Genomic DNA, 25,856 nt, shown 5'->3' on the forward strand with positions numbered 1-25,856 from the left:
GCGACATCTTTCCGGGAGTAGTACTAACGGCAGAGTCGGTCAATGTTCAATCCGTTCCCGAGCGTGCGTCCATGGCAACTGTGTTCTCGTTCTCGTGCGGGTTCTTCGGTCCCGTACGAGTGACCGGTACGGCACGCGGCCGCACCCGTCTCTTAGATTGGTTCGTTGCACGCCACTCGAGGGATTGGCATGACTCCAATATCCACAGCCGACTCGGTACCGTTTTCAAGCGCCAAGATCCTACTACCAGCAGGTTTATATTTGGCCGGTTCGGCCAGAACGCTGAGCATTGACGACCCCCTCCCGTGCAAATACGACAGCAAGTGCGCAATTCAGCGTGGAATTGCGCGCTCCTACACTTCGCGATCCATAAACATACAATAGAGACCTGCCCGTTTTGTCACAGATCACTAATCAAGAATCGAACGTTCCTCGGCTTCCGTTACAGACTGCACCGTGCCGGCACGTCGATCCGCGAGTTCGCCGACCTCAACGGCCTATAACATTCCGCCGAGCATCGTATTCAGATATAAAAAGAACTGAAACCGCTTTTCGGATCGGATTCGATCTATAGGTTTGTTTTCCTCCGGTTGAGGATTCTTGCCGAAACGAACAGCGCTGCCGCGATGCACAGCAGCACTTCCGGTATCCGGCCGAGGTCTGTCCCAACGGTGGTATCGGATCGCAGCGATATCTGCTGGACCAGCACTTGCGGAACGAAAAGATCCGTTTCCTGCATTACCGTCCCCCTGGGCGAGACAGTTGCACTGATACCGCTCGTCGCCGCAACCACGACTGACCTTCCGTGCTCGACCGCCCGTATTCGCGACATTGCGAGTTGCTGATATGTCATCTCGGTGTCCCCGAACGTCGCATTGTTCGTCGGTATTGCGATGAATTCGGCCCCGGATCGTACTGATTCGGTCAGGGCGCGATCGAACGCGACTTCGTAGCACGTCGCAATTCCGACTGCGATTCCCGCGGCATGCACCACTCCGTTGCCCGTTCCCGGCACGAAGTACCCTGCACGGTCTGCATACTCGGAGAACAGCCGAAAGAAACTCCGGTAGGGCAGGTATTCACCGAACGGTTGAATGATCTTTTTGTCGTGCCGTTCGCCTGGTCCGGCTGCTCCGTCCCACACGATCACCGAGTTCGTCGTCGTTCTGTCGTCGTTCACGAGAACCGACCCGACGAGGATAGGTGCGCCGACCGCTTCCGAAGCCTCGGTGATGAGGGCGGCGGCGTCGGAGTTTCGCAGAGGGTCGATGTCGGAGGCATTCTCGGGCCATATCACCAGATCAGGCGCGGGTTGCTTACCTGCCGAAACGTCGTCTGCGAGCCGCAGCGTTTCCTGGACGTGGTTGTCCAGCACAGCCCTGCGCTGCGCATTGAAGTCGAGGCCGAGTCGCGGCACACTCCCCTGCACGGCTGCCACCGTGATAGTGCGGTCTCCCGGTTCCGGATCGTCGGACGTCAGTGTGGGAAGCAAGGCGACGGCCACGACCGACGCGGTGACGGTGCTCGCCACTGCGGACAGCCACATCGCCGGTGTTCGGCGCACGAATACGCAGTGTCCGATTGTAGCAAGTCCGCATCCGGTCAGCGCCACACCGAAACTCAGCAGCGGTGCACCACCGATGCTCGCGAGCGGAAGAAGCCAACCGTCAGGCTGGCCGAATGCCAGACGCCCCCAAGGGAATCCACCGAAGGGAAACGAAGACCTTGCCCACTCGACGAGGCTCCATGCCAAAGCAATCGACAGCGGCCACCATCGAGATCGGGACAGCACGACGGCCAACACCCCGAAGATCGCTATGAATACCGATTCGGCGGCTGCGAGTGCAAGCCACGGCAGTGGTCCGACGTACACACCGATCCATGGGAGCAGCGGCACGAAGAAGCCGAGGCCCGCCAGGAAGCCGTACCCGAACCCGCCCTTCTTGGTCGGCGATTCTTCCCGACCGAACCCGAGCAACACGGCCACGAGCAACGCGATCCCGACGGGCGCCAGGAACCACAGCTGACGAGGTGGAAAGCTCGCAAACACGAGGAGTCCGGAAACGACTGCCGCGATGCAGCTCAGGGCAATGCGGGCGGCTTCACGAGGCTCACCCTTCATGGATGACCCGGCCACGGTGCACGACGCGCAGGCAGCGCGGACTGCGGGAATCGGTGTCCAGTGCCGGTAGTGGCGGTACCCCGGCGCGAGGGTCGGTCGACCAACGCGCAACTGTGTCGGCCGGCGCACGCACCACCAGTTCGTCGACATCCCAGATCGCATAGCTGGCGGGAGCTCCGGGTGCCAAAGTGCCCGCCATTCCGTCCCGTATTCCACCCGCACGCCAGGCACCGCGTGTTGCGGCGGAAAACGCTGCCCGCGGCGAGATCGCGCTTCCCTGAGTCCGATGGTTGACAGCTGCTCTCAACATCGCCCACGGATCGATCGACGTCGCCGGGGCGTCGGAGCCGAACGCAAGCGACACCCCGGCCGAGGCGAGTAGCGCGAACGGATTGAGCGTGAGCGCGCGGGCGGCGCCCAACCGCGTGGCATACAGCGAGCTTTCCCCACCCCACAGGTCATCGAACATCGGCTGCACACTGCCGATGACGCCCCAGGACGCGAGTGCCTCGGCCTGACGCGGCAGCACCATTTCCATGTGCTCGATTCGATGCCCACGCGACGCCACCGCCGGTCCGCCGAGAACGGAAGCGGCACGCCGTACACCTTCCACGACAGCACCGACCGCAGCGTCTCCGATCGCGTGGAACCCTGATTGGATCCCAGCTTCGGTGCATGCGACGAGGTGCGCTTGGATCGCGTCCGCGCTATGGAAGGAGACCCCCGTGCCGGCATGGTCTGCGTACGGTTCGGTGAGCCAGGCCGTGTGCGAGCCGATCGAACCATCCACGAACAGGTCGCCGCCGAGGGCGTGCGCTCCGGTGTCGGCCAGCAGCGCGTGCGCATCCGACGCACTGGCGACGGCCTCACCCCAGTAGCCGCGGACCTCGACGCCGTGGTCGGTACTCATCAGTTCGGCGAAGTCGGTACGCCCGGCGATATCGGGACCGCCACACTCGTGCACGGCACATATCCCACGCGAAGCGGCGTGGTCGAGGGCTGCCTGTCGGGCCCGCGAACGCGCGGCGACAGTCAGCAGCGAACGAGCTGTCGATCGCACAGCGTGGTGCGCGTCGGTGGTCAACGGACGTTGTGGATGAAATCCGATCGATGACTCGGTCAACTCGCTTGCCCGACGCAAGGGCGTCGAACATGCTGCCGAATGCGCGTCGATTCTGGAGACGTAAACCTGCCTGCCGGGAGCCACTTCGTCGAGGTCGGCCGTCGACAACGCGACGCCGTCGGCCCAGCTGGATTCGTCCCACCCGTGCCCCCATACCACCTCGTCCTCGGAACGCTGGACGTACGCTCGGAGACGTGCCAAGCACTCTTCTCGCGAGGAACAGTCGCGCAGATCCAAGCCGATCAACGCAAGGCCGAGGGCGGTCGTATGAACGTGAGTGTCGACGAATGACGGGGCGACGAACGCTCCCGCCAAATCGAACTCGTCAGCTCCGGGATGCAGAGCTCGACCCGTCCGGTCCTCGCCTGTCCAGGTAACAACTCCGTTGGTGACTGCCATTGCCGTTGCGTCCGGAGCCGACGAGCTGTAAATCCGTCCACCGAGAAGAAGTTGTGTACGCACAACAGTCAAGTCTGCCCTCAGCGGGTGGGCTTCTCGAAATCCCGCCCGTCGAGCTCGATGATTCGAGCTGAGCTCGGCGCACCCGCCGACTCGGTTGCCACTTCCCCATCGATGACGATCGGACGCATTCTGCTCGTCGTGGCGGCAACCGTCGGCATCCAGCGCGCCGCGGCGAGCAGCACCAACGGCCGCAATGCCCATCGGGTGACCGGCATCAGCAAGAGAATTCCGAAGACCGAGGTGACCAATCCAGGAACGAACAGAGCGACCGAACCTATGGCGAAGAGCACACCGTCCGCCACGGCAACGCCTGGAGAACGCTCGCCGCGAGAAGCTGCTCGGAGGCCCTCCATCACCCGCTTGCCCTGTGAACGCACCAGGATCAGGCCGAGCGCGGAACCTGCCAGAAGGAGAAGAACGGTCCACAGCACGCCGATCGCACTGCCGACGGCCACGAGGGCCGCGACTTCGATGATCACGTAGAGAATGAAGAGAGCAAACACTGTCGTTCCTTTCGTTGCCTGTACTGACAACGGACGGCACCGTCGAATTGCTCCCCGAGCTTCATGGCAATCGGGTAACGATCAGGAGCCGGGCCTGACCAGACCGGTTTCGTACGCGAGCACTACCGCTTGCACTCGATCTCTGAGGCCCAACTTCGTGAGCATCCGACCGACGTGTGTCTTGACGGTTGCCTCGGACAACACCAGTCCCCTCGCGATCTCGGCGTTGGACATACCAGTGGCGAGTAACCCGAGCACTTCCCGTTCGCGGTCGGTGAGCGTGTCGAGCACACCTGGATCCTGGATCGGGGCCGATTCTTCCGCGATGAATCTCGTGAGCAGCCGTTTCGTGACCTTCGGTGACACGACCGCATCACCGGCGGCAACGCTTCGAATGGCCGAGATGAGGTCCTCGGGCGGGGTGTCTTTGAGTAGGAATCCACTTGCACCTGCTCGCAACGCACCCAGGACGTGTTCGTCCAGGTCGAACGTCGTCATGACAAGCACGCGCGAGGCGGAGTTGGAACTGGTGATCTCCGACGTCGCGGTCACTCCATCGATGCCGGGCATACGAACGTCCATGAGGACGACGTCCGGGGTGAGTTCGAATACGGCCTTGACCGCGGCTTCACCGTCGGTTGCCTCACCTACGACGTCGATGTCGTCCTGGGCATCGAGGACCATCGCAAGTCCCATCCGCATCAGCTGTTGGTCGTCGACTATGAGCACAGAGATCGGCACCGAGACAACCTAACGCTATTCGAGGGGTAACTCCGCTCGTACGCGCCAGTGACCGTCCTCGGCGGGTCCCGCTTCGAGCGTGCCTTGCAGCACTGCGACTCGCTCTCGCATGCCGAGGAGCCCGTTGCCGGTGCCTTGAACCGTGCTCGTGGACACCCCGACCCCGTTGTTGACGATTTCGACGAGGACGTCCTCATCTCGTCGGACGACGGACACCCTCGCCCTGGGTGCGTGGCCGCCGTGCCGCAGTACGTTCGTCAGAGATTCCTGCACCAATCGATGGATTCCCAGACTGATTGCCGGGCTGATGTCGTCGAGGTTTCCTGTTTGCTCGATCTCCACGTTGAGCCCCGCCCTGGACATCATGTCCACGACTTTGGCCAGACCCGCGGTCCCGTACAGCGGCATGTCGTCGACATAGGGATTTGTGCGAAGAAGCGCCACGGTTCGGCGGAGTTCAGCGAGAGCTTGTCTGCCGGTCGCAGAGATGTTCGCGACGGCCTGCTCCGCCCGATCGGGGTCCTTCCGGATCGCATAGGACGCACCGTCGGCCTGCACAACCATGACACTGACCCCGTGCGCGATGACGTCGTGGAGTTCGCGCGCGATACGCGTTCGTTCCATCGCGACCGCTTCTTCCGCGCGGCGATCACGATCGTATTCCGCCACCGCGAGTCGAGCTTCGACCGCTTCGTCGTATGCCCTTCTTGCGCCGAGAAACTCGGCGGCGACCCAAGCAAGTGCATACATCAGCACGGTGAACAGCACGGCGGATATCGGTTCCTGACCGAAAGCGAGCAAAGCCACGATCGCATCGCCGGTCAGCGCGACCAGGTAGATCGCGGCGTCACGACGCCCGACGTACACCACGAGGGTATAAAGCATGATCGGCAGCGCGAGCAGCGACGGATGAAGATTGGTGGACTCTCCGACCGCCATGCCTGCGAGGCTGCTGAAGAGCGATGCTGTCAACACCGATGCGGCGACGATGCGCGGGTGCCGACGCCGCCAAGCGACCGGAACCGATACTGCCACCGCGACAAGAATGTAGAGCGGCCAGCTTCGCATCTCGGAGTTGCCGACGAACGCAATCGCGTCGAACAAGAAGAGCGTGCCGGCCAAGAGCGAATCCGCCACGAAGGGCTTACCCCTGAGCCACAAGCTGAACCTACGCATGTGGTTGAGTTTGCCGCATGACGGCAGCCGACTGGGGATTGTTGATGGTTGCTGCACTCGCGGCAGGAGGGGTCGACGCCGTTGTCGGCGGTGGAGGTCTCATCCTGCTCCCCGCGATTCTCGTCGTCGCGCCCGGCCTCACCGCTCAGGCGGCATTGGCCACCAACAAGATGACTGCCGTCTTCGGGACGTTCGCGGCGGTGCTCACGTTCTCGCGCAAGATCAAACTCGACTGGCATATCATGGCCCCGGCAGGCATCGCCGCTGCTGCCGCCTCTGCGTGTGGCGCGGCTGCGGTGTCGTTGATCGACCGGGATTTGTTCATCCCCATCATCATGGTTGTCCTGGTGGGTGTCGCGGCCCTGGTCACTGCGCGCCCGACGATCGGAACTGTCGCCGGTGATCACCCTCCCACTCGCCGAAAATTCGTGCTCGTGGTGTTCTTGGCCGCCGGCGGATTCGGCTTCTACGACGGCATTCTCGGCCCAGGAACGGGGACCTTCTTCATCATCGCGTTCGCGACTCTGCTGGGCACCGAGTTCGTGCGGAGCGCCGCGATGGCGAAGGTACTGAATCTGGGTTCGAACGTCGGGGCACTCGCGTTCTTTGCGGTCACCGGGCATGTCATGTGGCAGTTGGGAGCCGCAATGGCCGCGTGCAACGTGGTCGGAGCGCTGATCGGATCGCGTACCGCCTTGTCCAAGGGGTCCGGTTTCGTCAGAATTGTGTTGCTCGTGGTGGTCATCGGCATGGTTGTACGACTGGGATGGCAACAATTCGGCTAATCTCGGTCCCTGTGACTCAGTTGTCGAAACGACACGTCGATCCGGACTTTCTCGCGCTTCCGCTACGGGAGCTCGCCGACGCCGCGCTCGACGCCGCGAAGCGGGCGGGCGCAGCACACGCGGACTTCCGTGTTCACCGCCTCGTCACCCAGTCGCTCAACCTCCGAGACAGCGTCGTGCAGTCCGCCGTCGACAGTTCTGAAATAGGTCTGGCGGTGCGCGTCATCGTCGATGGAACATGGGGCTTCGCATCACAATCCGAATTGTCGGTCGCTGCTGCGGTCGACGCAGCGCGGTCAGCTGTGGGAGTGGCAACGGCGTTGCGCGCCCTCAACCGCGAGTTTGTCGAGCTGGCAGCGGAGCCCGTCTATACCGATGCCATGTGGGTATCGCGGTACGACATCGATCCGTTCGACGTACCGACGAACGAGAAGGTCGACCTCCTTGCCGCGTACTCGGACTCGCTGCGATCCGCCGAAGGGATCGACCACGTCACCGCGTCGGTCCTCCAAGTGAAAGAGCAAAGCTTCTACGCGGATCTGGCGGGTAGCGCGATTACACAACAGCGCGTGCGTCTGCATCCACAGCTGGAGGCAACGACGGTCGACCAGGAGGCGGGCGCCTTCGAGTCCATGCGCACGCTGGCGCCGCCGGTGAGCCGAGGTTGGGAGTACCTGGGCCGGGAAAGCACGTGGGACTGGGCAGACGAACTCGAGCGCATCCCGTATTGGTTGTCGGAAAAGGTCAAGTCTCCGTCGGTCGAACCCGGACCGAAAGATCTCGTGATCGACCCGACCAACCTGTGGCTGACCATTCACGAGTCCATCGGACACGCAACGGAATACGACCGGGCCATCGGCTACGAGGCGGCGTACGCAGGGACGTCCTTCGCGACACCGGACAAACTGGGAAAGCTGAAGTACGGCAGTACGCCGATGCACGTCACGGCCGATCGCACCGAAGAATATGGACTCGCAAGTACCGGATTCGACGACGACGGCGTCGCCGCACAGCAGTGGGACCTGGTCCGCGACGGCATTCTCGTCGGCTACCAGCTGGATCGTGTGTTCGCGCCGCGCCTAGGTCTCGAACGTTCGAACGGCTGTTCCTACGCGGACTCACCACACCATGTTCCGATACAACGGATGGCGAACGTATCGCTGCAGCCGGATTCTTCCGTCGATCGCACAATCGACGATCTGGTCGCCCGGGTCGAGGACGGGATCTATATCGTGGGAGACAAGTCCTGGTCGATCGACATGCAGCGGTACAACTTTCAGTTCACCGGGCAGAGGTTCTTCCGAATCCGCAACGGACGCCTGGAGGGACAACTTCGTGACGTCGCGTACCAGGCCACGACGACGGACTTCTGGGGTTCGATGGAAGTCGTGGGAGGCCGATCGACGCGACGGTTGGGCGGTGCGTTCAACTGTGGGAAGGCGCAGCCGGGTCAGGTGGCTGCGGTGAGCCACGGTTGCCCCGCAGCGTTGTTTCGCGGAATCAACGTATTGAACACCCGAACTGAGGCGGGCGCATGATTCCCGGCCACGAAGTCGTGGAACGCGCTCTCGGCGCTGCCACCGTCGAAGAGACGATCGTCATCGTGACCGATTCGAGCGAGGCCTCGCTGCGGTGGGCCGGGAATTCGATGACGACCAACGGTATCTCCGTACTCCGACGGTGGACAGTGGTGTCGATCGTCCGGGACAGCTCCGGTGCTCGCGTAGGCACCGTTTCCTCGACGTCGGTCGATCCCGAGGACATCGACGCTGTGGTGAAGGCCGCCGAAACAGCGGCTCGCGCAGCCGGTCTCGCCGAAGATGCGATGCCGTTGATCACCGGTGACGACGCCCCTGCTTCATGGGATGCCCCTTCCGAACGAACCAGCATCGACGTTTTCAGTTCGCTGACCGGAGGTCTCGCATCCGGATTCGACGGTGCCGACACGCTCTACGGGTTTGCCCATCATCAGATCGAAACTGTGTGGTTGGGCTCGTCGACCGGCCTCAGAAAGCGCTACACACAACCCACCGGTTCGGTCGAGATCAACGGCAAGCGAGGCGATAGCAGCGCTTGGGTCGGCGCGGGCGCTCCGCTCTTCGACGGCATTGCCATCGAAACGTTGCTCGTCGAACTGTCCACGCGCCTCGACTGGGCTTCGACGAGCATCGAACTTCCAGCGGGACGATACGAGACAATCCTGCCGCCCTCTGCGGTGGCGGACCTGATGATCTATCTGATGTGGACCATGGAGGGGCGCGGTGCGGAAGAAGGTCACACCGCACTGTCTCGTGCGGGCGGAACGAGGATCGGTGAGAGACTCGGGCGCCTCCCCCTGACCCTCTACTCGGATCCGCAAGCGGCTGGCCTCGAGTACTCGCCCTTCCTCGCTACCGAATCCTCGAACGATTCGGTGTCCCTGTTCGACAACGGGATGCCGACATCGCGTGTGGATTGGATCAAGGGCGGCGTCGTCAACGCGCTCGCCTACCCACGATTCGCGGCGGAGCGGTTCGATGCTCGGATCACTGTGCCCGGAGACAACCTCATCCTGACGGGCGCGGAGGCCGGCATCGACGACATGATCGCCCGCACCGAGCGTGGACTGCTGTTGACCACCCTCTGGTACATACGCGAAGTCGATCCCACAACGCTGTTGCTGACCGGCCTCACGCGAGATGGGGTGTACTCGATCGAAGACGGGAGGGTGACCGGCGCCGTCAACAACTTTCGATTCAACGAAAGTCCACTCGATCTATTGCGCCGCGTCACCGAGGCCGGGGCAACTCGGCCCACGCTGCCCCGGGAGTGGAAAGACTGGTTCACACGCACTGCGATGCCGCCGTTGCGAGTTCCCGACTTCCACATGTCCTCGGTGAGTGCAGCTCAATAGTTGCTCGTTCGGATCTGATAGCTCGAGCGCTATGTTGTCGGCCGACTGCGTGTGCACCCGTTGAACGCAGACCGAATCTTCGATGCTCAGAAGCGAGCCACGAGGGTGTTCTCGCGCCGAGTTATCCACCATCGGCCGCCGTGGCGTACAAGAACGTACAGCGCTGTCATCTCGGCGGCCGATTCGCCGGATTCGGCCAACTTCTTCGAGGACCATGCACGCTTCTGGGCTACCGCGACATCGGAACCGACATAGGCGAGAGCGAAGGGCTCGTAGTAGGCGGTCGCGTGGGCCAGCGCACCGGCGAGGCTCAGTGTCGTTGCCTCTCGAATCGCGGCCACGCCTTCGAGTACGACTCCGACGGCCGTGACGACGATCGCGTCCTCGGCGAAGTGTGCGACAGAAAGCTCGACGTCGTTGTCGTTGAAGCCCCTCTCGACGTCGCTGATGATGGCACGGATTTCGGCGTCGTCGCGTGGCGACAATTGCACGGTCACTCTGGGTATCGGTTCGGTCATGTGCGAAGCATGCAACCTCGAGTTCGGTCCAGGTCAAGTCCAGCCTTCAGTCCCAAATGGGCTGGACAACACCGGGCACTCGAAGGCAGCATGCAATCCATGATCGACACGGTGGCAACGCGCACCCAAGATGTCCGGCATCTGGTCGACACACTCCTCGATGGTGCCGTGCGCTTTCCGATGGATCAGTGGGATGAACAGGCAGGAAGACTCACCTGGACACGGTGGGAGACCGCAGAACACCTGGCAGACGACCTCTTCGTCTATGCGGCGACGTTGGCTGCGCCGACGTATCCCGCCGACCTCCCGTTCGAGACCACGAGACGGCGGGACGGCGCACCCGACGAACTCGTGCACTCCAGGCGGGCTGCGGGATCTCCAGGAATTGCTGCCGTGATCCGCTCGGCCTCGAATGTACTGATCGCGATCGCAGAAGCAACTCCCCCGCACGTCACTGCCGACCACGTTTTCGGCCGGACCGGCAGCGAGGGCTTTGCGGCAATGGCGTGCGTGGAACTGATCGTCCACGGTCACGACATCTTCTCAGGCACCGAGGTCGACTGGGCACCTGACGAAGCACTGTGTAGACGCACAGTACTGAGGCTCTTTCCTGATGTCGCGGGCACGCTGAACGCCGGTAGCTACTCCGAACTGCTGTGGGCAACGGGCCGGATAGAGCTACCGGGCAACCCGTATCGCAGCGAATGGCGTTGGCACAATCAAGCTTTGGGAGCGTGACTCGCCATCATCCGTTCTGCGCGGAGGTGGATCTCCGCGCGTACCTCTGCGGGGCCCAATACTTCGCAGTCGTCACCGAGCATCCAGACGAGCGATCCCGTGTGGCCCGAGCCGCCGAGAACGACGTCGAGTTCCAGCCATCCGTCGCGCTCGACGAGGACGTCGCCGACCTGAATTGCTGTTGCCTCGACCTCCCTCATACGCTCAGCGCGGACACGAATTCGTGCGGTGAGGACGTTTCGGGTCTCCCGGAACTGCGCGCGTCTGGCGTCCCACATCGAAGCGAGATCGATGGAAGCGCTTCGTTCTGCCGGTTCGTCGGTGAGTTCCGCACACAGAATTCGTCCCACCCGATACGTCCGATCCTGCCCGTCACAGGTCGCCAACAGATACCAACTGCCCGCGGCATACACAAGCCCGAGAGGGTCCACTGTGCGCACGCGTGCAGGTTTGGCGCGCCCCTCGTATTCGATCCGCAGGCGCGTGCCTTCGAACACCGCCTGTTGAACCACAGATAGGTGCACATCCCTCGGACCGTCTCGGAGCCATCCGTCCGGACGAACCAGAACGCGATCGGCCACCCCGGTAGCCGCACGCCGCTGATCGTCCGGAAGCGACGCAGCGACCTTGCGCATCGCAGAGGCGAACGAAGTCGACATTCCGAGTGATGCGGATGCGTCGGCCGACATCAGTGCGGTGGCCTCTTCGACTGTCAGTCCAGTCAGGTCGGTCGTGAAGCCCGGTAGTAGCTCGAATCCACCGTGTCGTCCGCGTTCGGCAAAGACGGGAAAGCCTGAGATCGACAGTGCATCGATATCACGCATTACCGTCCGTTCGGACACCTCCAACTCGACCGCGAGTTGTGACGCCGACATTCGTCCGCGATTCCGCAGGAGGAGGACCAACGAAATCAACCTGTCTGCCCGCATCGAGCAATCTTCGCAGAAATATATGACAGAAGGTGTCATATATGGCGATTTGACTGTCCTCATGACCACACCAGACATCGATCCCCGTCCCCTCTACCGCGATGCCCTCGATTGGGTCGCCACACTCATCAGAGAAGTGCGCACCGAGCAGCTGCCGCTCCCCACGCCGTGCACGGAGTTCGACGTGGCTACATTGATCGGGCATCAGCTCGCCGGTGTTCGGCGCGCCGCCACGATGGGCAATGGTGGGAGTGCAGAATCGGTGCCGTTCGTGCTGGAAGGGTTCGGCGATCCCACCTCCGCGTACTTGGCCGAAGCTTCAGCCGCAATGAAAGCCTGGGAAGACGACGCGAAGCTCGATACGACGGTCGCCGCGCCATGGGGTGTGGTTCCCGGCCGCGCAGCGATGTGGGCCTATCTGAACGAAACACTCGTGCACGGGTGGGATCTCGCTGTCGCAACCGGCCAATCGTACGAAGCACCCCCCGAGATGGTGACGCATGTGCTGACCGCTGCAACGACGGCAATCCCAGCAGAGACTCGCAACTTCATGCCCTTCGACGAAGTGGTCGAGGCACGACCGGGTGCCGGACCGACCGAACGCCTCGCTAATTGGTCGGGCAGGGTGAGCGATCCGTGGATTCCGGCACTTCTAGGCTGACCCGTCGTAGACCTGCACTCCGCCGAGGAAGGTCGCACGAACGTCCAGTTCGGCGATCTTCTCCGGGAGTACTTGACGTGGGTCTGCCGACAAGACCACGAAGTCCGCGTATTTTCCTACCTCGATCGACCCAATAATGTCGTCCGCGAACAACTGCCATGCAGCATCGATCGTCTGCGCGCGAATTGCCTGCTCGACGGTGAGCCGTTCTTCGGGTGCGGACACTCGTCCGCTCGGTGTGGTTCGTGTGACTGCGACCGAAATATTGCGCAGCGGCTCCTCGGGCGTGACAGGCGGGTCGTTGTGTAGCGAGATTCGCATGCCGGCCGCAACTGCAGAACCCGCTGGCATCCACCGTGTTCCGTGCTCGGGTCCGAACAGTCCGTCGACCAGAACATCACCCCAGTAGTGAATCTGATCGACGAACAAGCTGCACGTGACGCCCAGCGCGACTGCACGTTCCAACTGATCCTGGCGAATGGCGCCCACATGCTCCAGACGCAAGCGATGATCGGGACGCGGATGACGCTCGAGGGCGCTCTGGTAGACGTCGAGGATGGTATCGATCCCGTTGTCCCCCATGACGTGGCAGGCGATCGGCCACCCCCGGGGGAAGTATGCGTCGACGATCTCGGTCAACTGCTCGCGGGTGTAGTTGGCGTGTCCACAGGATCCGGGCTGGACGCCGATGACCCTCGTTGCTTCGGTGTCGAGGTACGGGAACGTGAGGTCGATATTTCCGATCCACGGCGAGCCGTCGACCCAAATCTTGATGCCCGTGTGGCGCACTGTGTCGTCTCCGCTCGAGGGGTCGTTGTGTGCTGTCATCGACGGGTTGGACATCTCGTAGGTCCGGAGTCGGACGGTCAGCGCACCGGATGCATTCAGCGCCTCGACCACGGGACCGAAGTCGGGGTCGTATGCCATCTCGGAACACGTCGTCAGCCCTGCGCGATTCAATCGTGCGCACTCGGCGACGAGCATTGCCGGGTACGCGCCGGCGGTCATGGCACCCGCGACAAGAGGGAACACAGCTCCTGTTTCGCGCGCCGTCCCGTCCAACTCGCCGTCTGCACCGCGACCGTAGGCCGCCCCTTTTGGATCCGGCGTGTTCCGGTCCAGGCCCACACTCGCGGCCGCGGCCGAGTTGAAGAACGCGAGATGGCCCGAATTGTGCAGCACGACAAGCGGAGTCTCAGGCGCGATCGAGTTCAACCATGCCAGCGAAGGTTCAGGTAGCCCGTTCTGCAGCAGTGCGTCCCATCCGCTCAAGAAGGCACCTTCCGTGCCTCGGCGAGCGACTTCGCTCCGAATTGCCGAGACCACGTCATCGCAATCCTTCATCGTGACGGGACGAATGTCGACCATGCGGTCAGACAACACCAGTGCTTCCATCAGAGGATGCCCATGTGCCTCCACCAGTCCCGGCATCACGCATCCGTCTTCGACGTCGACAACGTGTGTATCGGGCCCGATCTGCTCTTCGATCTCGTCTCGGGAACCTACCGCCACGATTTTGCCGGCACGAACAGCGACCGCCCCGGCGGTGGGAAGTGACGGATCGACCGTCAGCACGGTTCCGAGCAGTACCAGGTCAGCTACCGATGAAGGGGGCACCCTGAGAAGTATGCGTCGAAGTTCAGGCCGGTACGACCGAAATGCCTACAGTGCCCGACTTGCCGCGTCGTAGCGAACTGCCCTTGACCGTCAACCATCCGAGGATGCCGTATTTCGAAGAGATCGCAGCTCGCGCCTTCTCCGTACCGGCCGAGTCGAGCAATTCGGCGACACCGTCGACGGCATCGCCCGTAACTTTCCCACGAGCCGAGCACGGCGCAACAGTCACCGTGGCGTTTCGCTTGATCCGCTTGACCTTCCACGAGTCCGCGGTGGTCCAGACCAATAGCCTGTCGCCGTCCCGCGCTCCCCACAACGGTGTCGCGACGGTCGTGCCGTCCTTCTTGAACGTCGTGAGCGAGACGTACTTTCCGTCTGCGATCTCTTCAAACGTGGCCATGGGCCAAGAGTACGGCTAATCCCCTTCCAAATCTCCTTCTGTTTCCAGATAGATCCGCCGTAGCCCGTCGAGGATCTGAGCATCCGGTTCTGCCCACATCTCGCGTTCGGCGGCCTCGAGCAGCCGCTCGGCGATGCCGTGCAGCGCCCACGGGTTCGATTGCTGCATGAACTTCTGATTCTGCTCGTCGAGGACATAGGTCTCGGCGAGTTTCTCGTACATCCAGTCTGCAACGACGTTGGTGGTGGCGTCGTACCCGAATAGGTAGTCGACAGTCGCTGCCATCTCGAACGCGCCCTTGTACCCGTGTCGGCGCATCGCCTCGAGCCACCGCGGATTGACCACGCGTGCACGGAACACGCGGGCAGTTTCCTCCGACAACGTGCGGGTGCGTACGGACTCGGGCCTCGTGCTGTCCCCGATGTACGCCTCGGGCGACTTGCCTGTCAACGCACGGACTGTGGCAACCATGCCCCCGTGGTATTGGAAGTAGTCGTCCGAGTCGGCGATGTCGTGCTCTCGAGTATCGGTGTTCTTCGCCGCTACTGCGATCCGTTTGTATGCAGTTCGCATGTCGTCCGATGCGGGGACCCCGTCGAGCCCTCGTCCGTACGCAAAACCGCCCCACGTCGTGTACACCTGCGCAAGATCGGTATCGCTGCGCCAGGTCTTGCTGTCGATCAACTGCAGCAGGCCCGCACCGTAGGTACCCGGCTTCGATCCGAAGATTCTTGTCGTCGAACGTCTTTCATCGCCATGCTCGGCAAGATCGGCCTGGGCATGTGCGCGAACGAAGTTCTGATCCGCGGGCTCATCGAGTGCTGCGACGAGTCGCACTGCGTCGTCGAGCAACGCCAGCACATGGGGAAACGCATCGCGGAAGAAACCGCTGATGCGCACCGTGACGTCGATGCGCGGTCGGCCGAGTTCCTCGAGCTCGATCACCGCAAGCCTCGTGACGCGGCGAGATGCCTCGTCCCACACCGGTGACACTCCGAGAAGCGCGAAGACCTCGGCGACATCGTCCCCGGACGTACGCATGGCCGATGTACCCCACACCGAGAGCCCGACCGACTTCGGCCAGTCCCCATGGTCCTGTCGGTATCGTGCCAACAGCGATTCGGCCATCGCCTGACCTGTTTCCCACGCAAGCTTCGACGGCACGGCCTTCGGATCGACCGAATAGAAGTTGCGACCGGTCGGCAGCACGTTGATCAAGCCTCGCAGCGGCGAACCGCTCGGGCCCGCGGCGATGAAACCGCCGTCGAGCGCATGCAGAACCTGATCGATCTCACGAGAGGTTCCCCGCAGACGAGGCACCACCTCGGTGGCTGCAAACCGGAGAATCTCCGCGACCGTAGAACCGTGCGTGCCGGCAACCCGCTCAGCTTCGGCTGGGTTCCACTGAGTCTGCTGCATCTCCGCGACAAGACCATGTGCGATCGACTCGACTTCGTCGACGCGGACACGTTCCTCGTCGCCGTCTTCGCTGAGGCCGAGAGCTTCCCTCAGACCGGGAACGGACTGCTCACCGCCCCACATCTGACGTGCTCGCAGCATGGCGAGGACGAGCTCGACTTCGGCGTCGCCAACAGGTTCCTGCCCGAGAATGTGCAGTCCGTCTCGAATCTGCACGTCTTTGATCTCGCATAGCCAACCATCGACGTGAAGAAGCATGTCGTCGAATACTTCCTCGTCGGGCCGCTCCTCCAGACCGAGATCGTGGTGCATCTGAGCTGCTGTCATCAGTGTCCAGATCTGCTGACGAATGGCAGGCAGTTTTGCGGGGTCGAGGGCGCAGATGTTGGCATGCTCGTCGAGCAGCTGCTCGAGACGTGCAATGTCGCCGTAGCTCTCTGCGCGGGCCATCGGAGGTATGAGATGGTCGACGAGGGTTGCGTGCGCACGGCGCTTGGCCTGAGTTCCTTCACCGGGATCGTTGACGAGGAACGGGTAGATCAGCGGCAGGTCGCCGAGCGCGGCATCGGTACCGCACGATGCGGACATCCCGAGTGTCTTTCCGGGCAACCATTCGAGATTGCCGTGCTTGCCGAGATGCACCATCGCGTCCGCCCCGAATCCGCCGTCGACGGTCGAGGCTTGAATCCAGCGGTAGGCTGCCAGGTAGTGGTGGCTCGGCGGAAGATCCGGATCGTGGTAGATCGCAACAGGTCTCTCGCCGAAACCGCGCGGCGGCTGCACCATGATGACGACGTTTCCGAACTGCATCGCTGCGATCACGATCTCACCGTCGGGATCCGAAGATCGGTCGACGTACAGATCGCCCGGCGCGGGACCCCAATGCTCCTCGACCGCGGACGTCAGGTCCTCGGGCAAACGAGCGAACCACGACCGATACCGCGCAGCAGAGATGCGAATCGGGTTGCCCTCGAGTTGCTCGGCTGTCAGCCAGTCCGGATCCTGACCACCACGGGCGATCAACGCGTGGATGAGGGCATCACCGTCGCGCGCTGCCAACCCCGGGATTGAATCCGGACCGTCTACGGGTCCGAGATCGTAGCCAGCGCCGCGCATCTCGGCCATCAAGGCGATCGCGCTGGCCGGAGTATCGAGTCCGACTGCGTTGCCGATCCTGGCATGCTTGGTCGGGTACGCCGAGAACATGAGCGCAATCCGCCGATCCGACGCCGGAATGTGCCGCAGCTTCGCGTGCCGAACTGCGATTCCTGCCACTCGCGCCGCCCGCTCGTGATCGGGGACGTACGTAGTCAAGCCATCACCGTCGATCTCCTTGAACGAGAACGGAACTGTGATGAGTCGCCCGTCGAACTCGGGAACGGCGACCTGAGTGGCGACATCGAGCGGCGAGAGACCGTCGTCGTTCTCCTCCCATGTCGCGCGACTACTGGTCAGGCACAGTCCCTGCAGGATCGGTACGTCGAGAGCTGCCAACTCCGCGACGTCCCATGCCTCGTCGTCCCCTCCCGCCGACGCACCCGAAGGCTTGGTCCCGCCGGCCGCCAGCACGGTCACGATCATCGCGTCGGCCGACTTCAGTGTGTCCAGAAGCTCTCGCTCGGCAGTCCGAAGAGACGCGCAGAATATCGGCAGCGCCCGACCGCCGGCCGTCTCGACGGCCGCACTCAGCGCGTCGATGTAGGCGGTGTTCCCGGCGAGATGTTGGGCGCGGTAATACAGAATCGCAATGACGGGGCCCGTTGCATCTGCCTGCTGCGTGCGTTCGAGAACACCCCAGGTCGGTGTGTGCGCCGGAGCGGAGAATCCATGGCCGGTGAGGAGCACAGTGTCGGAGAGGAAGGCGAAGAGCTGCGCTAGATTCTCCGGCCCGCCTTCGGCGAGGTAGTTGTGTGCCTGTGCGGCGACGTTCCCCGGAACCGTCGACAATTCCATCAACTCTGCGTCGGGTGCTTGCTCGCCACCGAGTACGACTACGGGAAGCCCCGTGGCGAGTACTGCGTCCACTCCCTCCTCCCATGAACGTTTGGATCCGAGGATTCGTAGAACGATCAGGTCGGCAGCCGCAGCCAGCTCGGGAACATCGTCGGCGAGCAGCCTGGACGGATTCCCCCAGCGGTAGTCGGCGCCGCTTGCTCGCGCGCTGAGTAGATCGGTGTCCGACGTGGACAGCAGCAGGATCACAGGTAACGCCCTCCTGAGGGGTTTTCGCGCCCCTCGGTTGCCATGAAGTTCTCGAGCTCGCGGGAGAGGGTCTGGCTGTGACAGTGGCGCGACCGCTCCGGAGTTACACCGGCTTCCTCTCGGCCTGAGCCGTTCCAACCTCGAACTCTACCGAACGGACGTAGCATCCTTCGAATGGATGCCAGAGCCATACGCAGCGCCTACCTGCAGTTCTACTCGGCACGCGGACATCATCCGATCGAGCGGGCGAATCTCGTGCCGCGAAACGATCCGACAACACTCTTCAACGGCAGTGGAATGCAACAACTCCTGCCCTATCTGTTGGGCGCAGAGCATCCCGACGGAACGCGCCTGACCGACAGTCAGCCGTGCGTCCGCGTCCAGGACATCGAAGAAGTCGGCGACAACCGCCATACGACCTTCTTCGAAATGCTCGGCAATTGGAGCCTGGGCGACTATTTCAAGTCCGAGCAGATTCCGTGGTTCTGGGAGTTTCTGACCGAAGTCGTCGGGCTCGATCCCGCCCGGATCTACGTGACCTGCTTCGCCGGAGACGAGCGGAACGGCATCCCGAAGGACACCGAAAGCGCCGAAATCTGGTCCTCGCTGTTCGGCGCTGCGGGCATCGATGCCGACCAGGTCGACCTCGGAACCGAGCATCTCGGCGGCGCTCTGGGCAACCACGGCGCTCGCATCGCGTTCTACGGCGGCAAGAACTGGTGGTGCCGGGCCGGGGCAGCCGAAGCGATGCCGGTCGGCGAGCCTGGTGGACCGGACTCAGAGGTCTTCTACCTTTACCCGGACGTCCAACACGACACTGCATACGGTCAGTACTGCCACCAGAACTGCGACTGCGGCCGATACATCGAGCTGGGCAACTCCGTGTTCATGCAGTACGCCCGTACCGAGGACGGTTTCGCGTCCCTGCCACGCAGGAATGTCGACTACGGGGGCGGCCTCGAGCGGATCGCCGCAGCAGCCCTGAACAGTCCGGATGTGTTCCGAAGCAGCCTTCTGTGGCCGATCGTCGAAGAGCTGCAAAGCGTGACGGGCAAGACCTACGACACGCACACGACAGCGATGCGGGTGGTGGCCGACCACCTTCGCGGCGCGGTCTTCCTCGCGGTCGACGGCGTACGTCCGAGCAACAAGGAGCAGGGTTACGTCTTGCGCCGCCTTGTTCGGCGTGCGATCCGATACGCCTTCGAGTTGGGGGTGGAGGAGAACTTTCTGCAGAAGATCGTGCCCGTCATCGCTGATCTCTATCGCGACGCATACCCCGAGGTGGCCGAGCACCACGACGACGTCGTCGCCGCGCTGGTCAAAGAGGAGAAAGCTTTCCGGCAGACCCTGCGACGCGGGCTACGAGAGCTCGTCCGAATGTCGGATCGGCTCGTGACCGGGGAGGAACTCTTCGTTCTGTACGACACATACGGATTCCCGGTCGAGCTCAGCGTCGAGGAGGCTCGCAGCAACTCGATCTCGGTCAGCGACCAGTGGCGAACAGAGTTCGACACGAAAATGCGCGAGCAGCGTGAACGGTCGAGAGCTGCGAACAAGATGCACTTGTAGCCTGGGTGTCGTGAGTTCGACCGATCCCAGAGTTGTACCCGACAGATGCCCTGGTGCGCTGTCGACGCATCAGGCGGCCGACGGTCCGCTGGCTCGGGTTCGCCTACCCGGCGGACAATTGACGCCCGGGCAGATGCTCGTTCTCTCCCACGCCGCCCGTGATCTCGGCAACGGATCGATGGAGCTGACCTCCCGCGGCAACATTCAGTTCCGCGCGGTGCAGGACAGTGACGAGTTGGCCCGCAGACTCGCCGACGCCGGGTTGTTGCCGTCCCCGACGCACGAGCGCGTGCGGAACATACTCGCGTCGCCCCTGACCGGCCGCGTAGGCGGTCTCGTCGATGTACGCGAGCTGATATCGATGCTGGACATCGCCGTGTGCGCCGACCGCGAGTTGGCCGACCTTCCCGGACGGACGTTGTTTGCACTCGACGACGGCCGAGGTGACGTGATCACGTCCATCCCGGATTTCGCGGTGCGCGCCGTGACCCCCACGGCTTATGCACTGATGTTGTCCGGAATCGACTCGCACGTGCGAGTCGCTGGCAGCGACGTCGTCGACGTCCTGGTGGCGTCAGCGAGAGCCTTCGTCCGCATGCGCACCACCGAGTGGCGGCTGAGCGAACTCGATAACGGTCGCGCACGTGTACTCAGCGAGTTGGGTCTCACACCGACCGAGACCGTCGAGCCCCTCGTCGCGGCGGACGGTGTTCCGCCGATCGGCTGGCTACCCCAGGACGACGGCCGGGTGTCCCTCGGCGGCGCGCTCGCGTACGGCACCCTCGACGCCCGCCTCGGCGAGTTCTTGGCTGCGATCGACACCCCGCTCGTCATGACTCCCTGGCGCAGTCTCGTGATCTGCGATCTCGACGAGAATACGGCCGAGGCCGTCGTGCGAGTCCTCGCACCGATGGGCCTGATCTTCGACGAGAATTCGCCGTGGATCGACGCCAGCGCATGTACCGGATCTCCGGGGTGCGAGAAGTCGCAGGCAGACGTTCGATCCGACTTGAGGGAAGCGATCGAGACCGGCGCCGTCACACGCGGCGATCGTCAACATTGGTCGGGTTGCGAGCGTCGATGCGGCAAACCGAAGGGCGATGTACTCGATGTCGTTGCCGGACCTTCCGGCTACCGGGTGTCCTGACGTGCTGCGTACCTGACCTATCGTGAGCACTATGCACGACTACATCCGCGACGGTGCGGAGATCTACCGACAGTCCTTCGCAACCATCAGGGCCGAAGCAGATCTATCGTCGTTCTCCCCCGACATCGCCCAGGTCGTCGTCCGCATGATCCACGCAAGCGGTGAAGTCGATCTGACCGAGGTGGTGGCCGCGACGCCGAATGTCGTGCGCGATGCACGCGCGGCTCTGAACGCCGGCGCACCGATACTGTGCGACGCGAACATGGTGGCAGCCGGCGTGACTCGCAGACGCCTACCTGCCGACAACGAGGTTGTCTGTACGTTGTCCGACCCGACGGTCCACGCTCTGGCCGAGAAGATGGGCACCACTCGCACCGCCGCCGCACTGGAACTATGGGGCGACCGACTCGGCGGCGCTGTTGTCGCGATCGGCAATGCACCGACCGCGCTGTTCCAACTTCTCGGCATGCTCGCCGGTGGCGCTCCGAAGCCTGCCGCCATCGTCGGTGGACCTGTCGGGTTCATCGGTGCAGCGGAATCCAAAGAGGATCTGATCGCGTCCGGACTGGGCGTGGAGTACCTCGTGGTTCGCGGTCGCCGCGGTGGTAGCGCGATCACCGCCGCCGCAGTGAATGCCATTGCGAGTGAAGAAGAATGACAGTGACACCGGGAAAGTTGTGGGGTGTAGGTCTCGGACCGGGCGACCCGGAACTCGTGACAGTCAAGGCTGCTCGAGTCATCGGCGAAGCCGACGTGATCGCCTTCCACAGCGCGCAACACGGGCGCAGCATCTCTCGAGGTGTCGCAGACCGATACATGCGAGACGATCAGACCGAAGAACATCTCGTGTATCCGGTGACGACCGAGACCACCGATCACCCTGGCGGCTACCAGGGCGCGATAGACGAGTTCTACGAACGTGCAGCGGGGCGGTTGGCCGCGCACCTTCAGGCCGGCAGATCAGTGGCTCTCCTCGCCGAAGGTGATCCGTTGTTCTACAGCTCGTATATGCACATGCACAAGCGGCTCGCCGACCGTTTCGACGTGGAAGTCGTTCCGGGCGTGACATCGGTCAGTGCGGCGTCGGCCGCGTTGGCGACTCCATTGGTCGAACGCGACGAAGTCTTCACGGTGTTGCCGGGAACGTTGCCGGCAGAGGAACTCGCGCGGCGCCTGCGCACAACGGATGCCGCTGCGATCATGAAGCTCGGTAGAACATTTCCGACCGTGGTGAAAGCACTGGAGATGTCGGGGAGGCTCGGCGAGGCCAAGTATGTGGAGCGCGCGAGTACGGAACAGCAACGCGTTCTCGATGTCGCGGACGTCGACGCTTCAGCCGTGCCGTACTTCTCGATCGCAGTGGTTCCGAGTCCCTCGAACAATCGAACCGAGAAGCCATCGTGCGGCGAGGTCGTCGTCGTCGGCCTAGGGCCTGGCGCCGACCGGTGGACGACGGACGAGGTTCGCCACGAGCTCTCCACTGCAACGGATCTCGTCGGGTACGTGACCTATCTGGACCGGGTGGCAGTGCGCACCGGGCAGATCCGTCATGCAAGCGACAACAGGGTGGAATCCGAGCGCGCGGCTTTTGCGCTGGACCTGGCCAAACGGGGTAAGCGCGTCGTCGTGGTGTCGTCCGGTGACCCGGGTGTGTTCGCGATGGCGGCCGCCGTCCTCGAAGTTGCGGCAGAACCCGAATGGTCCGACGTCCCGGTTCGGGTCGTACCGGGTATGACGGCGGCCAATGCGGTCGCGAGCCGAGCAGGGGCCCCGCTCGGACATGACTACGCCGTCATCTCGCTGTCGGATCGCTTGAAGCCGTGGGACATCGTGGCCACACGACTGGCCGCCGTAGCTGCCGCAGACATGGCGATCGCGGTGTACAATCCCGCTTCCAAGTCTCGAACGTGGCAGGTCGGGGCGATGCGCGATCTTCTACTCGAACACCGAGGGCCGGATACCCCGGTGGTGATTGGGCGGGCCGTCGGCAGCGACGAGGAATCCGTCCGTACCGTCCGCCTGGCCGATCTCGAACCGAGTGAAATCGACATGCGATGCCTGCTGATCATCGGGTCCTCGCAGACTAGAATCGTTCGGACCGGCTGCGGTGCTCAGGTTTTCACGTCCCGACGGTATCCCTAGGTCGAATCGGTCGATCGCAGCCAGTCCACTACCGCCTCCGGGGACTCGGTGGCGACATCGCCGAGGGGTAACTGCGGTCGCTCGATCATCACGACGGTGACGCCGAGGGCGCGTGCTGCGATGATCTTCGCTTCTGTCATCGCTCCTCCGCTGTTCTTGCTGACTACCACGTCGATGCGATGATCGCGCAGAAGAGAAATCTCGTCGTCGACGTCGAAAGGTCCTCGCGCCAGTAGAGATCGGTGATTCGGAGGCATCGGAACCTCGGGCGGATCGATACTGCGAACGAGAAACCATGTCCGCTCGATGTGTGCAAATGCGTCCACACTCTGCCGTCCGATTGCCAGAAAGGCCCGCTGCGCGGTCGATTCGACAATCACAGCCGCATCGGTCATCGACGCGGCGGCTACCCAGTCGTCCGCCGTGTCGGGCTGCCATGGCGGTCGCACGAGCTGGACGAGGGGAACGTCGGTGGCGGTCGCGGCGGCGCGGGCATTCGCCGATATCACCGAAGCAAATGGATGGGTGGCATCGACGACGACGTCGATGCCGTTGCCCTCGATCCATTCTGCGAGGCCTTCGGCCCCACCGAATCCGCCGAGTCTCCATGCACCACCCGGCACCGTCGGCCGGCGCACGCGCCCTGCCAGCGACGTCACGACGACGATTCGTCTATCTGCCTCGAGTAACTCGGCGAGAGCCCTCGACTCCGTCGTGCCTCCTAGTAGCAGGACTTTCACGGCTTGACGGCGATCCATTGCGCAACGGGAAGCTGTGGGCGCCAGCTGGTGAAGGAACCGAGAGGCTCTGCGCGGTAGATCTGGAACTTGCGCAGCGAACCGCCGAAGCGCGTCACACATGTCAGCAGAAGCGCTTCGGACTCGACGGTGACAGCGTTCGCCACCAATCGACCGCCTGACGCAAGGCGCTCCCAGCAGCCATCGATCATGCCCGGTGCGGTGAGGCCGCCGCCGATGAACACCGCATCGGGGATCGACGAGTCGAAGGACTTCGGCGCGTTACCGGGAGCGATCTTCAGTCCCGGTACGCCCAACGCCGTCGCGTTGGTGTCGATCTGCGCACACCTGCTCGGCGACGATTCGAACACCGTTGCACGACATCTCGGGTCGGTACGCATCCACTCGATCGCAATAGACCCCGAACCCCCACCGACGTCCCAGAGAAGTTCACCGGGAGCCGGTGCCAGCGCAGCGAGCGTGAGAGCACGGACCTCTGACTTGGTGAGCTGCCCGTCGCCGGAATACACACTGTCCGGTAGCCCGGGAACACGAGTCGCTCGAACAGCACGAGGATCCGCAACGCACTCGATGGCAACGACGTTCAGCGCATGTCCGGCTGCGTGTGCCCAGAGCGCCGCGGTGCCGGACAGGATTCTCTCGTCGGGGCCGCCGAGCTGTTCCAGCACGGTGACACTCGATCGACCGAAACCGGCATCGCGAAGCAACGCGGCTACTTCTGCAGGGGTCTGCTCGTTTCGGGAGAGGGCCAATACTCGTACTCCGTTGGACAATGCGGGCAACAAGGTCGAGACAGGTGAATTAACGACGCTCACGGTCGTCGTGGTGTGCACCGCCCATCCGAGCCGAGCACAGGCCAGCGACAGCGACGACGGCGCAGGAATCACTCGTAGCCGGGCCGCACCGAACTCTCGAACCAGGCTGACGCCGATCCCGTGGAACATCGGGTCGCCGCTCGCGAGTACACAGATCTGCTTGCCGTCGAACTCGTCGATCAAGGGCCGCAGGCTCGGAAGCAGTGGGCTCGGCCAGCAGCGACGGCGCTCGGCGCTCAGTGGCAGCGAAGCGAGCTGCCGCGCCGAACCGAACACCATGTCCGCTTCTGCGACGACCCTCCGCGCCGACTCCGTGAGCCCATCCCACCCGTCGGCGCCGATACCGACGACATCGATCGGAAGTGCCGTCAACGGGGGAGCTTTCGCCACAACCACGCCGGCACCATGTGCAGGACGAGGTAGATGGGTGCCAGAATCCCCGGCACCCACACACTTGTGCGACCTTTACCGAGTGCACGCACCACAGCGTCCGCGACCTGGCCCGGAGTACTGGAGAACGGCGCGGGCTTCATTCCCTCGGTCATCGACCCTATGACGAATCCCGGTGTGACCAGCAGTAGTTCGACACCGGTTCGGTGGAGGGCGTCGGACAGACCGCTGGCGAAACCGTGCACACCTGCCTTCGCGGAACCGTAGACGTAGTTGGCCTTGCGCACGCGGACGCCTGCTACCGAGGAGAACACCACCAGCTGTCCCCTCCCCTGCTGCCGCATCAGGTTCGCGGCATGGGTGAGGACGGAGACATGCGCAACGTAGTCGGTATGGACGATCGCCAACGCGTGAGCGGCGTCGACTTCGGCCCTCGCTTGGTCGCCGAGTATCCCGAACGCCAGCACGACCGTAGCCAACTCTCCGTGCGACTGGCGGACAGATCGCAGCAACTCGGCATGGGAGCCCAGGTCGTCGGCATCGAATTCGACGGTGGCCACCTCGCTGGCGCCCGCCGCAGTGACCCGCTCGATCTGTTCGCTCAGGTCGCTACTCCGCCGCGCGGCCAGCACGACGGTTCTGCCGGGCGCAAGGCGCGTGGCGACTTCCAGTCCGATCTCGCTGCGTCCGCCGAGGACCAGGAGAGTGCCGTTTTCGCGAGTGGGTGTCACACCCGACAGTCT

General features: G+C 63.2%; 22 protein-coding genes. 9 read left to right on the top strand and 13 right to left on the bottom strand.

Annotated features, from left to right (window positions below):
• Window positions 1-568 precede the first annotated feature (568 nt).
• The 5 genes from lnt to WDS16_RS09375 all read right to left on the bottom strand — a co-directional run bounded on the left by lnt (window position 569) and on the right by WDS16_RS09375 (window position 6,127).
• Window positions 569-2,122 carry an apolipoprotein N-acyltransferase gene (gene lnt, locus WDS16_RS09355; RefSeq protein WP_338892229.1) on the bottom strand — a complete coding sequence of 518 codons (1,554 nt, stop codon included), beginning with the start codon at window positions 2,120-2,122 and terminating at the stop codon, window positions 569-571.
• Entirely contained in the window at window positions 2,112-3,707 is a 1,596-nt protein-coding gene (locus tag WDS16_RS09360) for an amidohydrolase (protein WP_338892231.1), read from the bottom strand. The genes lnt and WDS16_RS09360 overlap by 11 nt, the downstream gene beginning before the upstream one ends.
• Before the next feature lie 17 nt (window positions 3,708-3,724).
• Entirely contained in the window at window positions 3,725-4,210 is a 486-nt protein-coding gene (locus WDS16_RS09365) for an FxsA family protein (RefSeq protein ID WP_338892233.1), read from the bottom strand.
• Between the two features lie 81 nt (window positions 4,211-4,291).
• Window positions 4,292-4,951 carry a response regulator transcription factor gene (locus WDS16_RS09370; RefSeq protein WP_338892235.1) on the bottom strand — a complete coding sequence of 220 codons (660 nt, stop codon included), beginning with the start codon at window positions 4,949-4,951 and terminating at the stop codon, window positions 4,292-4,294.
• A gap of 15 nt (window positions 4,952-4,966) precedes the next feature.
• Entirely contained in the window at window positions 4,967-6,127 is a 1,161-nt protein-coding gene (locus tag WDS16_RS09375) for a sensor histidine kinase (protein ID WP_338892237.1), read from the bottom strand.
• Window positions 6,128-6,144: 17 nt separating this feature from the next.
• Between WDS16_RS09375 and WDS16_RS09380 the strand changes: the two genes are divergently transcribed.
• The 3 genes from WDS16_RS09380 to WDS16_RS09390 are packed head-to-tail and all read left to right on the top strand — an operon-like array spanning window position 6,145 to window position 9,805.
• Window positions 6,145-6,912 (top strand): TSUP family transporter, encoded by a 768-nt coding sequence (locus WDS16_RS09380; RefSeq protein WP_338892239.1) that lies wholly within the window; start codon window positions 6,145-6,147, stop codon window positions 6,910-6,912.
• Window positions 6,894-8,450 (top strand): TldD/PmbA family protein, encoded by a 1,557-nt coding sequence (locus WDS16_RS09385; protein WP_338892241.1) that lies wholly within the window; start codon window positions 6,894-6,896, stop codon window positions 8,448-8,450. The genes WDS16_RS09380 and WDS16_RS09385 overlap by 19 nt, the downstream gene beginning before the upstream one ends.
• On the top strand, window positions 8,447-9,805 hold the full coding sequence (locus tag WDS16_RS09390; protein WP_338892242.1) for a metallopeptidase TldD-related protein: 1,359 nt from the start codon (window positions 8,447-8,449) through the stop codon (window positions 9,803-9,805). Before WDS16_RS09385 ends, WDS16_RS09390 begins: the two co-directional genes overlap by 4 nt.
• Before the next feature lie 86 nt (window positions 9,806-9,891).
• Here WDS16_RS09390 and WDS16_RS09395 read toward each other — a convergent pair whose 3' ends face one another.
• On the bottom strand, window positions 9,892-10,323 hold the full coding sequence (locus WDS16_RS09395; RefSeq protein WP_338892243.1) for an SgcJ/EcaC family oxidoreductase: 432 nt from the start codon (window positions 10,321-10,323) through the stop codon (window positions 9,892-9,894).
• Window positions 10,324-10,422: 99 nt separating this feature from the next.
• Between WDS16_RS09395 and WDS16_RS09400 the strand changes: the two genes are divergently transcribed.
• Window positions 10,423-11,061 (top strand): hypothetical protein, encoded by a 639-nt coding sequence (locus WDS16_RS09400; protein WP_338892245.1) that lies wholly within the window; start codon window positions 10,423-10,425, stop codon window positions 11,059-11,061.
• On the opposite strand, the gene WDS16_RS09405 is transcribed toward WDS16_RS09400, so the two are convergent.
• Window positions 11,043-11,990 carry a YafY family protein gene (locus WDS16_RS09405; protein WP_338892247.1) on the bottom strand — a complete coding sequence of 316 codons (948 nt, stop codon included), beginning with the start codon at window positions 11,988-11,990 and terminating at the stop codon, window positions 11,043-11,045. The two genes, WDS16_RS09400 and WDS16_RS09405, sit on opposite strands and share 19 nt — an antisense overlap.
• A gap of 61 nt (window positions 11,991-12,051) precedes the next feature.
• On the opposite strand from WDS16_RS09405, the gene WDS16_RS09410 reads away from it, so the two are divergent.
• Window positions 12,052-12,651 (top strand): TIGR03086 family metal-binding protein, encoded by a 600-nt coding sequence (locus WDS16_RS09410; RefSeq protein ID WP_338892249.1) that lies wholly within the window; start codon window positions 12,052-12,054, stop codon window positions 12,649-12,651.
• On the opposite strand, the gene WDS16_RS09415 is transcribed toward WDS16_RS09410, so the two are convergent.
• Genes WDS16_RS09415 through cobN form a run of 3 tightly spaced genes read right to left on the bottom strand, consistent with a single transcriptional unit; the run spans window position 12,643 to window position 18,289 of the window.
• Window positions 12,643-14,268: an amidohydrolase gene (locus tag WDS16_RS09415; protein ID WP_338892250.1), complete on the bottom strand. Its 1,626-nt coding sequence runs from the start codon at window positions 14,266-14,268 to the stop codon at window positions 12,643-12,645. The two genes, WDS16_RS09410 and WDS16_RS09415, sit on opposite strands and share 9 nt — an antisense overlap.
• A 22-nt stretch (window positions 14,269-14,290) precedes the next feature.
• A complete protein-coding gene (locus tag WDS16_RS09420) occupies window positions 14,291-14,668 on the bottom strand; it encodes a PPOX class F420-dependent oxidoreductase (RefSeq protein ID WP_338892251.1) in 378 nt (125 codons plus the stop codon).
• 15 nt (window positions 14,669-14,683) lie between these two features.
• Entirely contained in the window at window positions 14,684-18,289 is a 3,606-nt protein-coding gene (gene cobN, locus WDS16_RS09425; protein WP_338892252.1) for a cobaltochelatase subunit CobN, read from the bottom strand.
• A gap of 174 nt (window positions 18,290-18,463) precedes the next feature.
• Here cobN and WDS16_RS09430 point away from each other — a divergent pair, with 174 nt between their 5' ends.
• Genes WDS16_RS09430 through WDS16_RS09445 form a run of 4 tightly spaced genes read left to right on the top strand, consistent with a single transcriptional unit; the run spans window position 18,464 to window position 23,150 of the window.
• Window positions 18,464-19,861, top strand: a complete 1,398-nt coding sequence (locus WDS16_RS09430; protein ID WP_338892253.1) for an alanine--tRNA ligase-related protein — start codon at window positions 18,464-18,466, stop codon at window positions 19,859-19,861.
• A gap of 10 nt (window positions 19,862-19,871) precedes the next feature.
• Window positions 19,872-21,008 carry a precorrin-3B synthase gene (gene cobG / locus WDS16_RS09435; protein WP_338892254.1) on the top strand — a complete coding sequence of 379 codons (1,137 nt, stop codon included), beginning with the start codon at window positions 19,872-19,874 and terminating at the stop codon, window positions 21,006-21,008.
• Window positions 21,009-21,039: 31 nt separating this feature from the next.
• Entirely contained in the window at window positions 21,040-21,666 is a 627-nt protein-coding gene (locus WDS16_RS09440) for a precorrin-8X methylmutase (RefSeq protein WP_338892255.1), read from the top strand.
• Window positions 21,663-23,150, top strand: a complete 1,488-nt coding sequence (locus WDS16_RS09445) for a precorrin-2 C(20)-methyltransferase (RefSeq protein ID WP_338892257.1) — start codon at window positions 21,663-21,665, stop codon at window positions 23,148-23,150. Before WDS16_RS09440 ends, WDS16_RS09445 begins: the two co-directional genes overlap by 4 nt.
• Here WDS16_RS09445 and WDS16_RS09450 read toward each other — a convergent pair.
• From WDS16_RS09450 to WDS16_RS09460, 3 genes are read right to left on the bottom strand one after another with little or no spacing between them, the layout of a single operon-like run.
• Window positions 23,147-23,908 carry a cobalt-precorrin-6A reductase gene (locus WDS16_RS09450; protein WP_338892259.1) on the bottom strand — a complete coding sequence of 254 codons (762 nt, stop codon included), beginning with the start codon at window positions 23,906-23,908 and terminating at the stop codon, window positions 23,147-23,149. The genes WDS16_RS09445 and WDS16_RS09450 overlap by 4 nt on opposite strands.
• Complete coding sequence (gene cbiE / locus WDS16_RS09455; RefSeq protein ID WP_338893313.1) at window positions 23,887-25,113, bottom strand: precorrin-6y C5,15-methyltransferase (decarboxylating) subunit CbiE; 1,227 nt, start codon at window positions 25,111-25,113, stop codon at window positions 23,887-23,889. The genes WDS16_RS09450 and cbiE overlap by 22 nt, the downstream gene beginning before the upstream one ends.
• Entirely contained in the window at window positions 25,092-25,853 is a 762-nt protein-coding gene (locus tag WDS16_RS09460) for an SDR family NAD(P)-dependent oxidoreductase (RefSeq protein WP_338893314.1), read from the bottom strand. Before WDS16_RS09460 ends, cbiE begins: the two co-directional genes overlap by 22 nt.
• Window positions 25,854-25,856 lie beyond the last annotated feature (3 nt).

This window comes from Rhodococcus sovatensis (genome assembly GCF_037327425.1).
GTDB lineage: Bacteria > Actinomycetota > Actinomycetes > Mycobacteriales > Mycobacteriaceae > Rhodococcoides > Rhodococcoides sovatense.

Excerpts from the sequence above, each read along its gene's own strand:
- lnt (WP_338892229.1), bottom strand. The coding sequence starts at position 2,122 with ATGAAGGGTGAGCCTCGTGAAGCCGCCCGCATTGCCCTGAGCTGCATC.
- WDS16_RS09375 (WP_338892237.1), bottom strand. The coding sequence starts at position 6,127 with ATGCGTAGGTTCAGCTTGTGGCTCAGGGGTAAGCCCTTCGTGGCGGAT.
- WDS16_RS09380 (WP_338892239.1), top strand. The coding sequence starts at position 6,145 with ATGACGGCAGCCGACTGGGGATTGTTGATGGTTGCTGCACTCGCGGCA.
- WDS16_RS09385 (WP_338892241.1), top strand. The coding sequence starts at position 6,894 with ATGGCAACAATTCGGCTAATCTCGGTCCCTGTGACTCAGTTGTCGAAA.
- WDS16_RS09390 (WP_338892242.1), top strand. The coding sequence starts at position 8,447 with ATGATTCCCGGCCACGAAGTCGTGGAACGCGCTCTCGGCGCTGCCACC.
- WDS16_RS09395 (WP_338892243.1), bottom strand. The coding sequence starts at position 10,323 with ATGACCGAACCGATACCCAGAGTGACCGTGCAATTGTCGCCACGCGAC.
- WDS16_RS09400 (WP_338892245.1), top strand. The coding sequence starts at position 10,423 with ATGATCGACACGGTGGCAACGCGCACCCAAGATGTCCGGCATCTGGTC.
- WDS16_RS09405 (WP_338892247.1), bottom strand. The coding sequence starts at position 11,990 with ATGCGGGCAGACAGGTTGATTTCGTTGGTCCTCCTCCTGCGGAATCGC.
- WDS16_RS09410 (WP_338892249.1), top strand. The coding sequence starts at position 12,052 with ATGACCACACCAGACATCGATCCCCGTCCCCTCTACCGCGATGCCCTC.
- WDS16_RS09420 (WP_338892251.1), bottom strand. The coding sequence starts at position 14,668 with ATGGCCACGTTTGAAGAGATCGCAGACGGAAAGTACGTCTCGCTCACG.
- WDS16_RS09430 (WP_338892253.1), top strand. The coding sequence starts at position 18,464 with ATGGATGCCAGAGCCATACGCAGCGCCTACCTGCAGTTCTACTCGGCA.
- WDS16_RS09440 (WP_338892255.1), top strand. The coding sequence starts at position 21,040 with ATGCACGACTACATCCGCGACGGTGCGGAGATCTACCGACAGTCCTTC.
- WDS16_RS09445 (WP_338892257.1), top strand. The coding sequence starts at position 21,663 with ATGACAGTGACACCGGGAAAGTTGTGGGGTGTAGGTCTCGGACCGGGC.
- WDS16_RS09450 (WP_338892259.1), bottom strand. The coding sequence starts at position 23,908 with ATGGATCGCCGTCAAGCCGTGAAAGTCCTGCTACTAGGAGGCACGACG.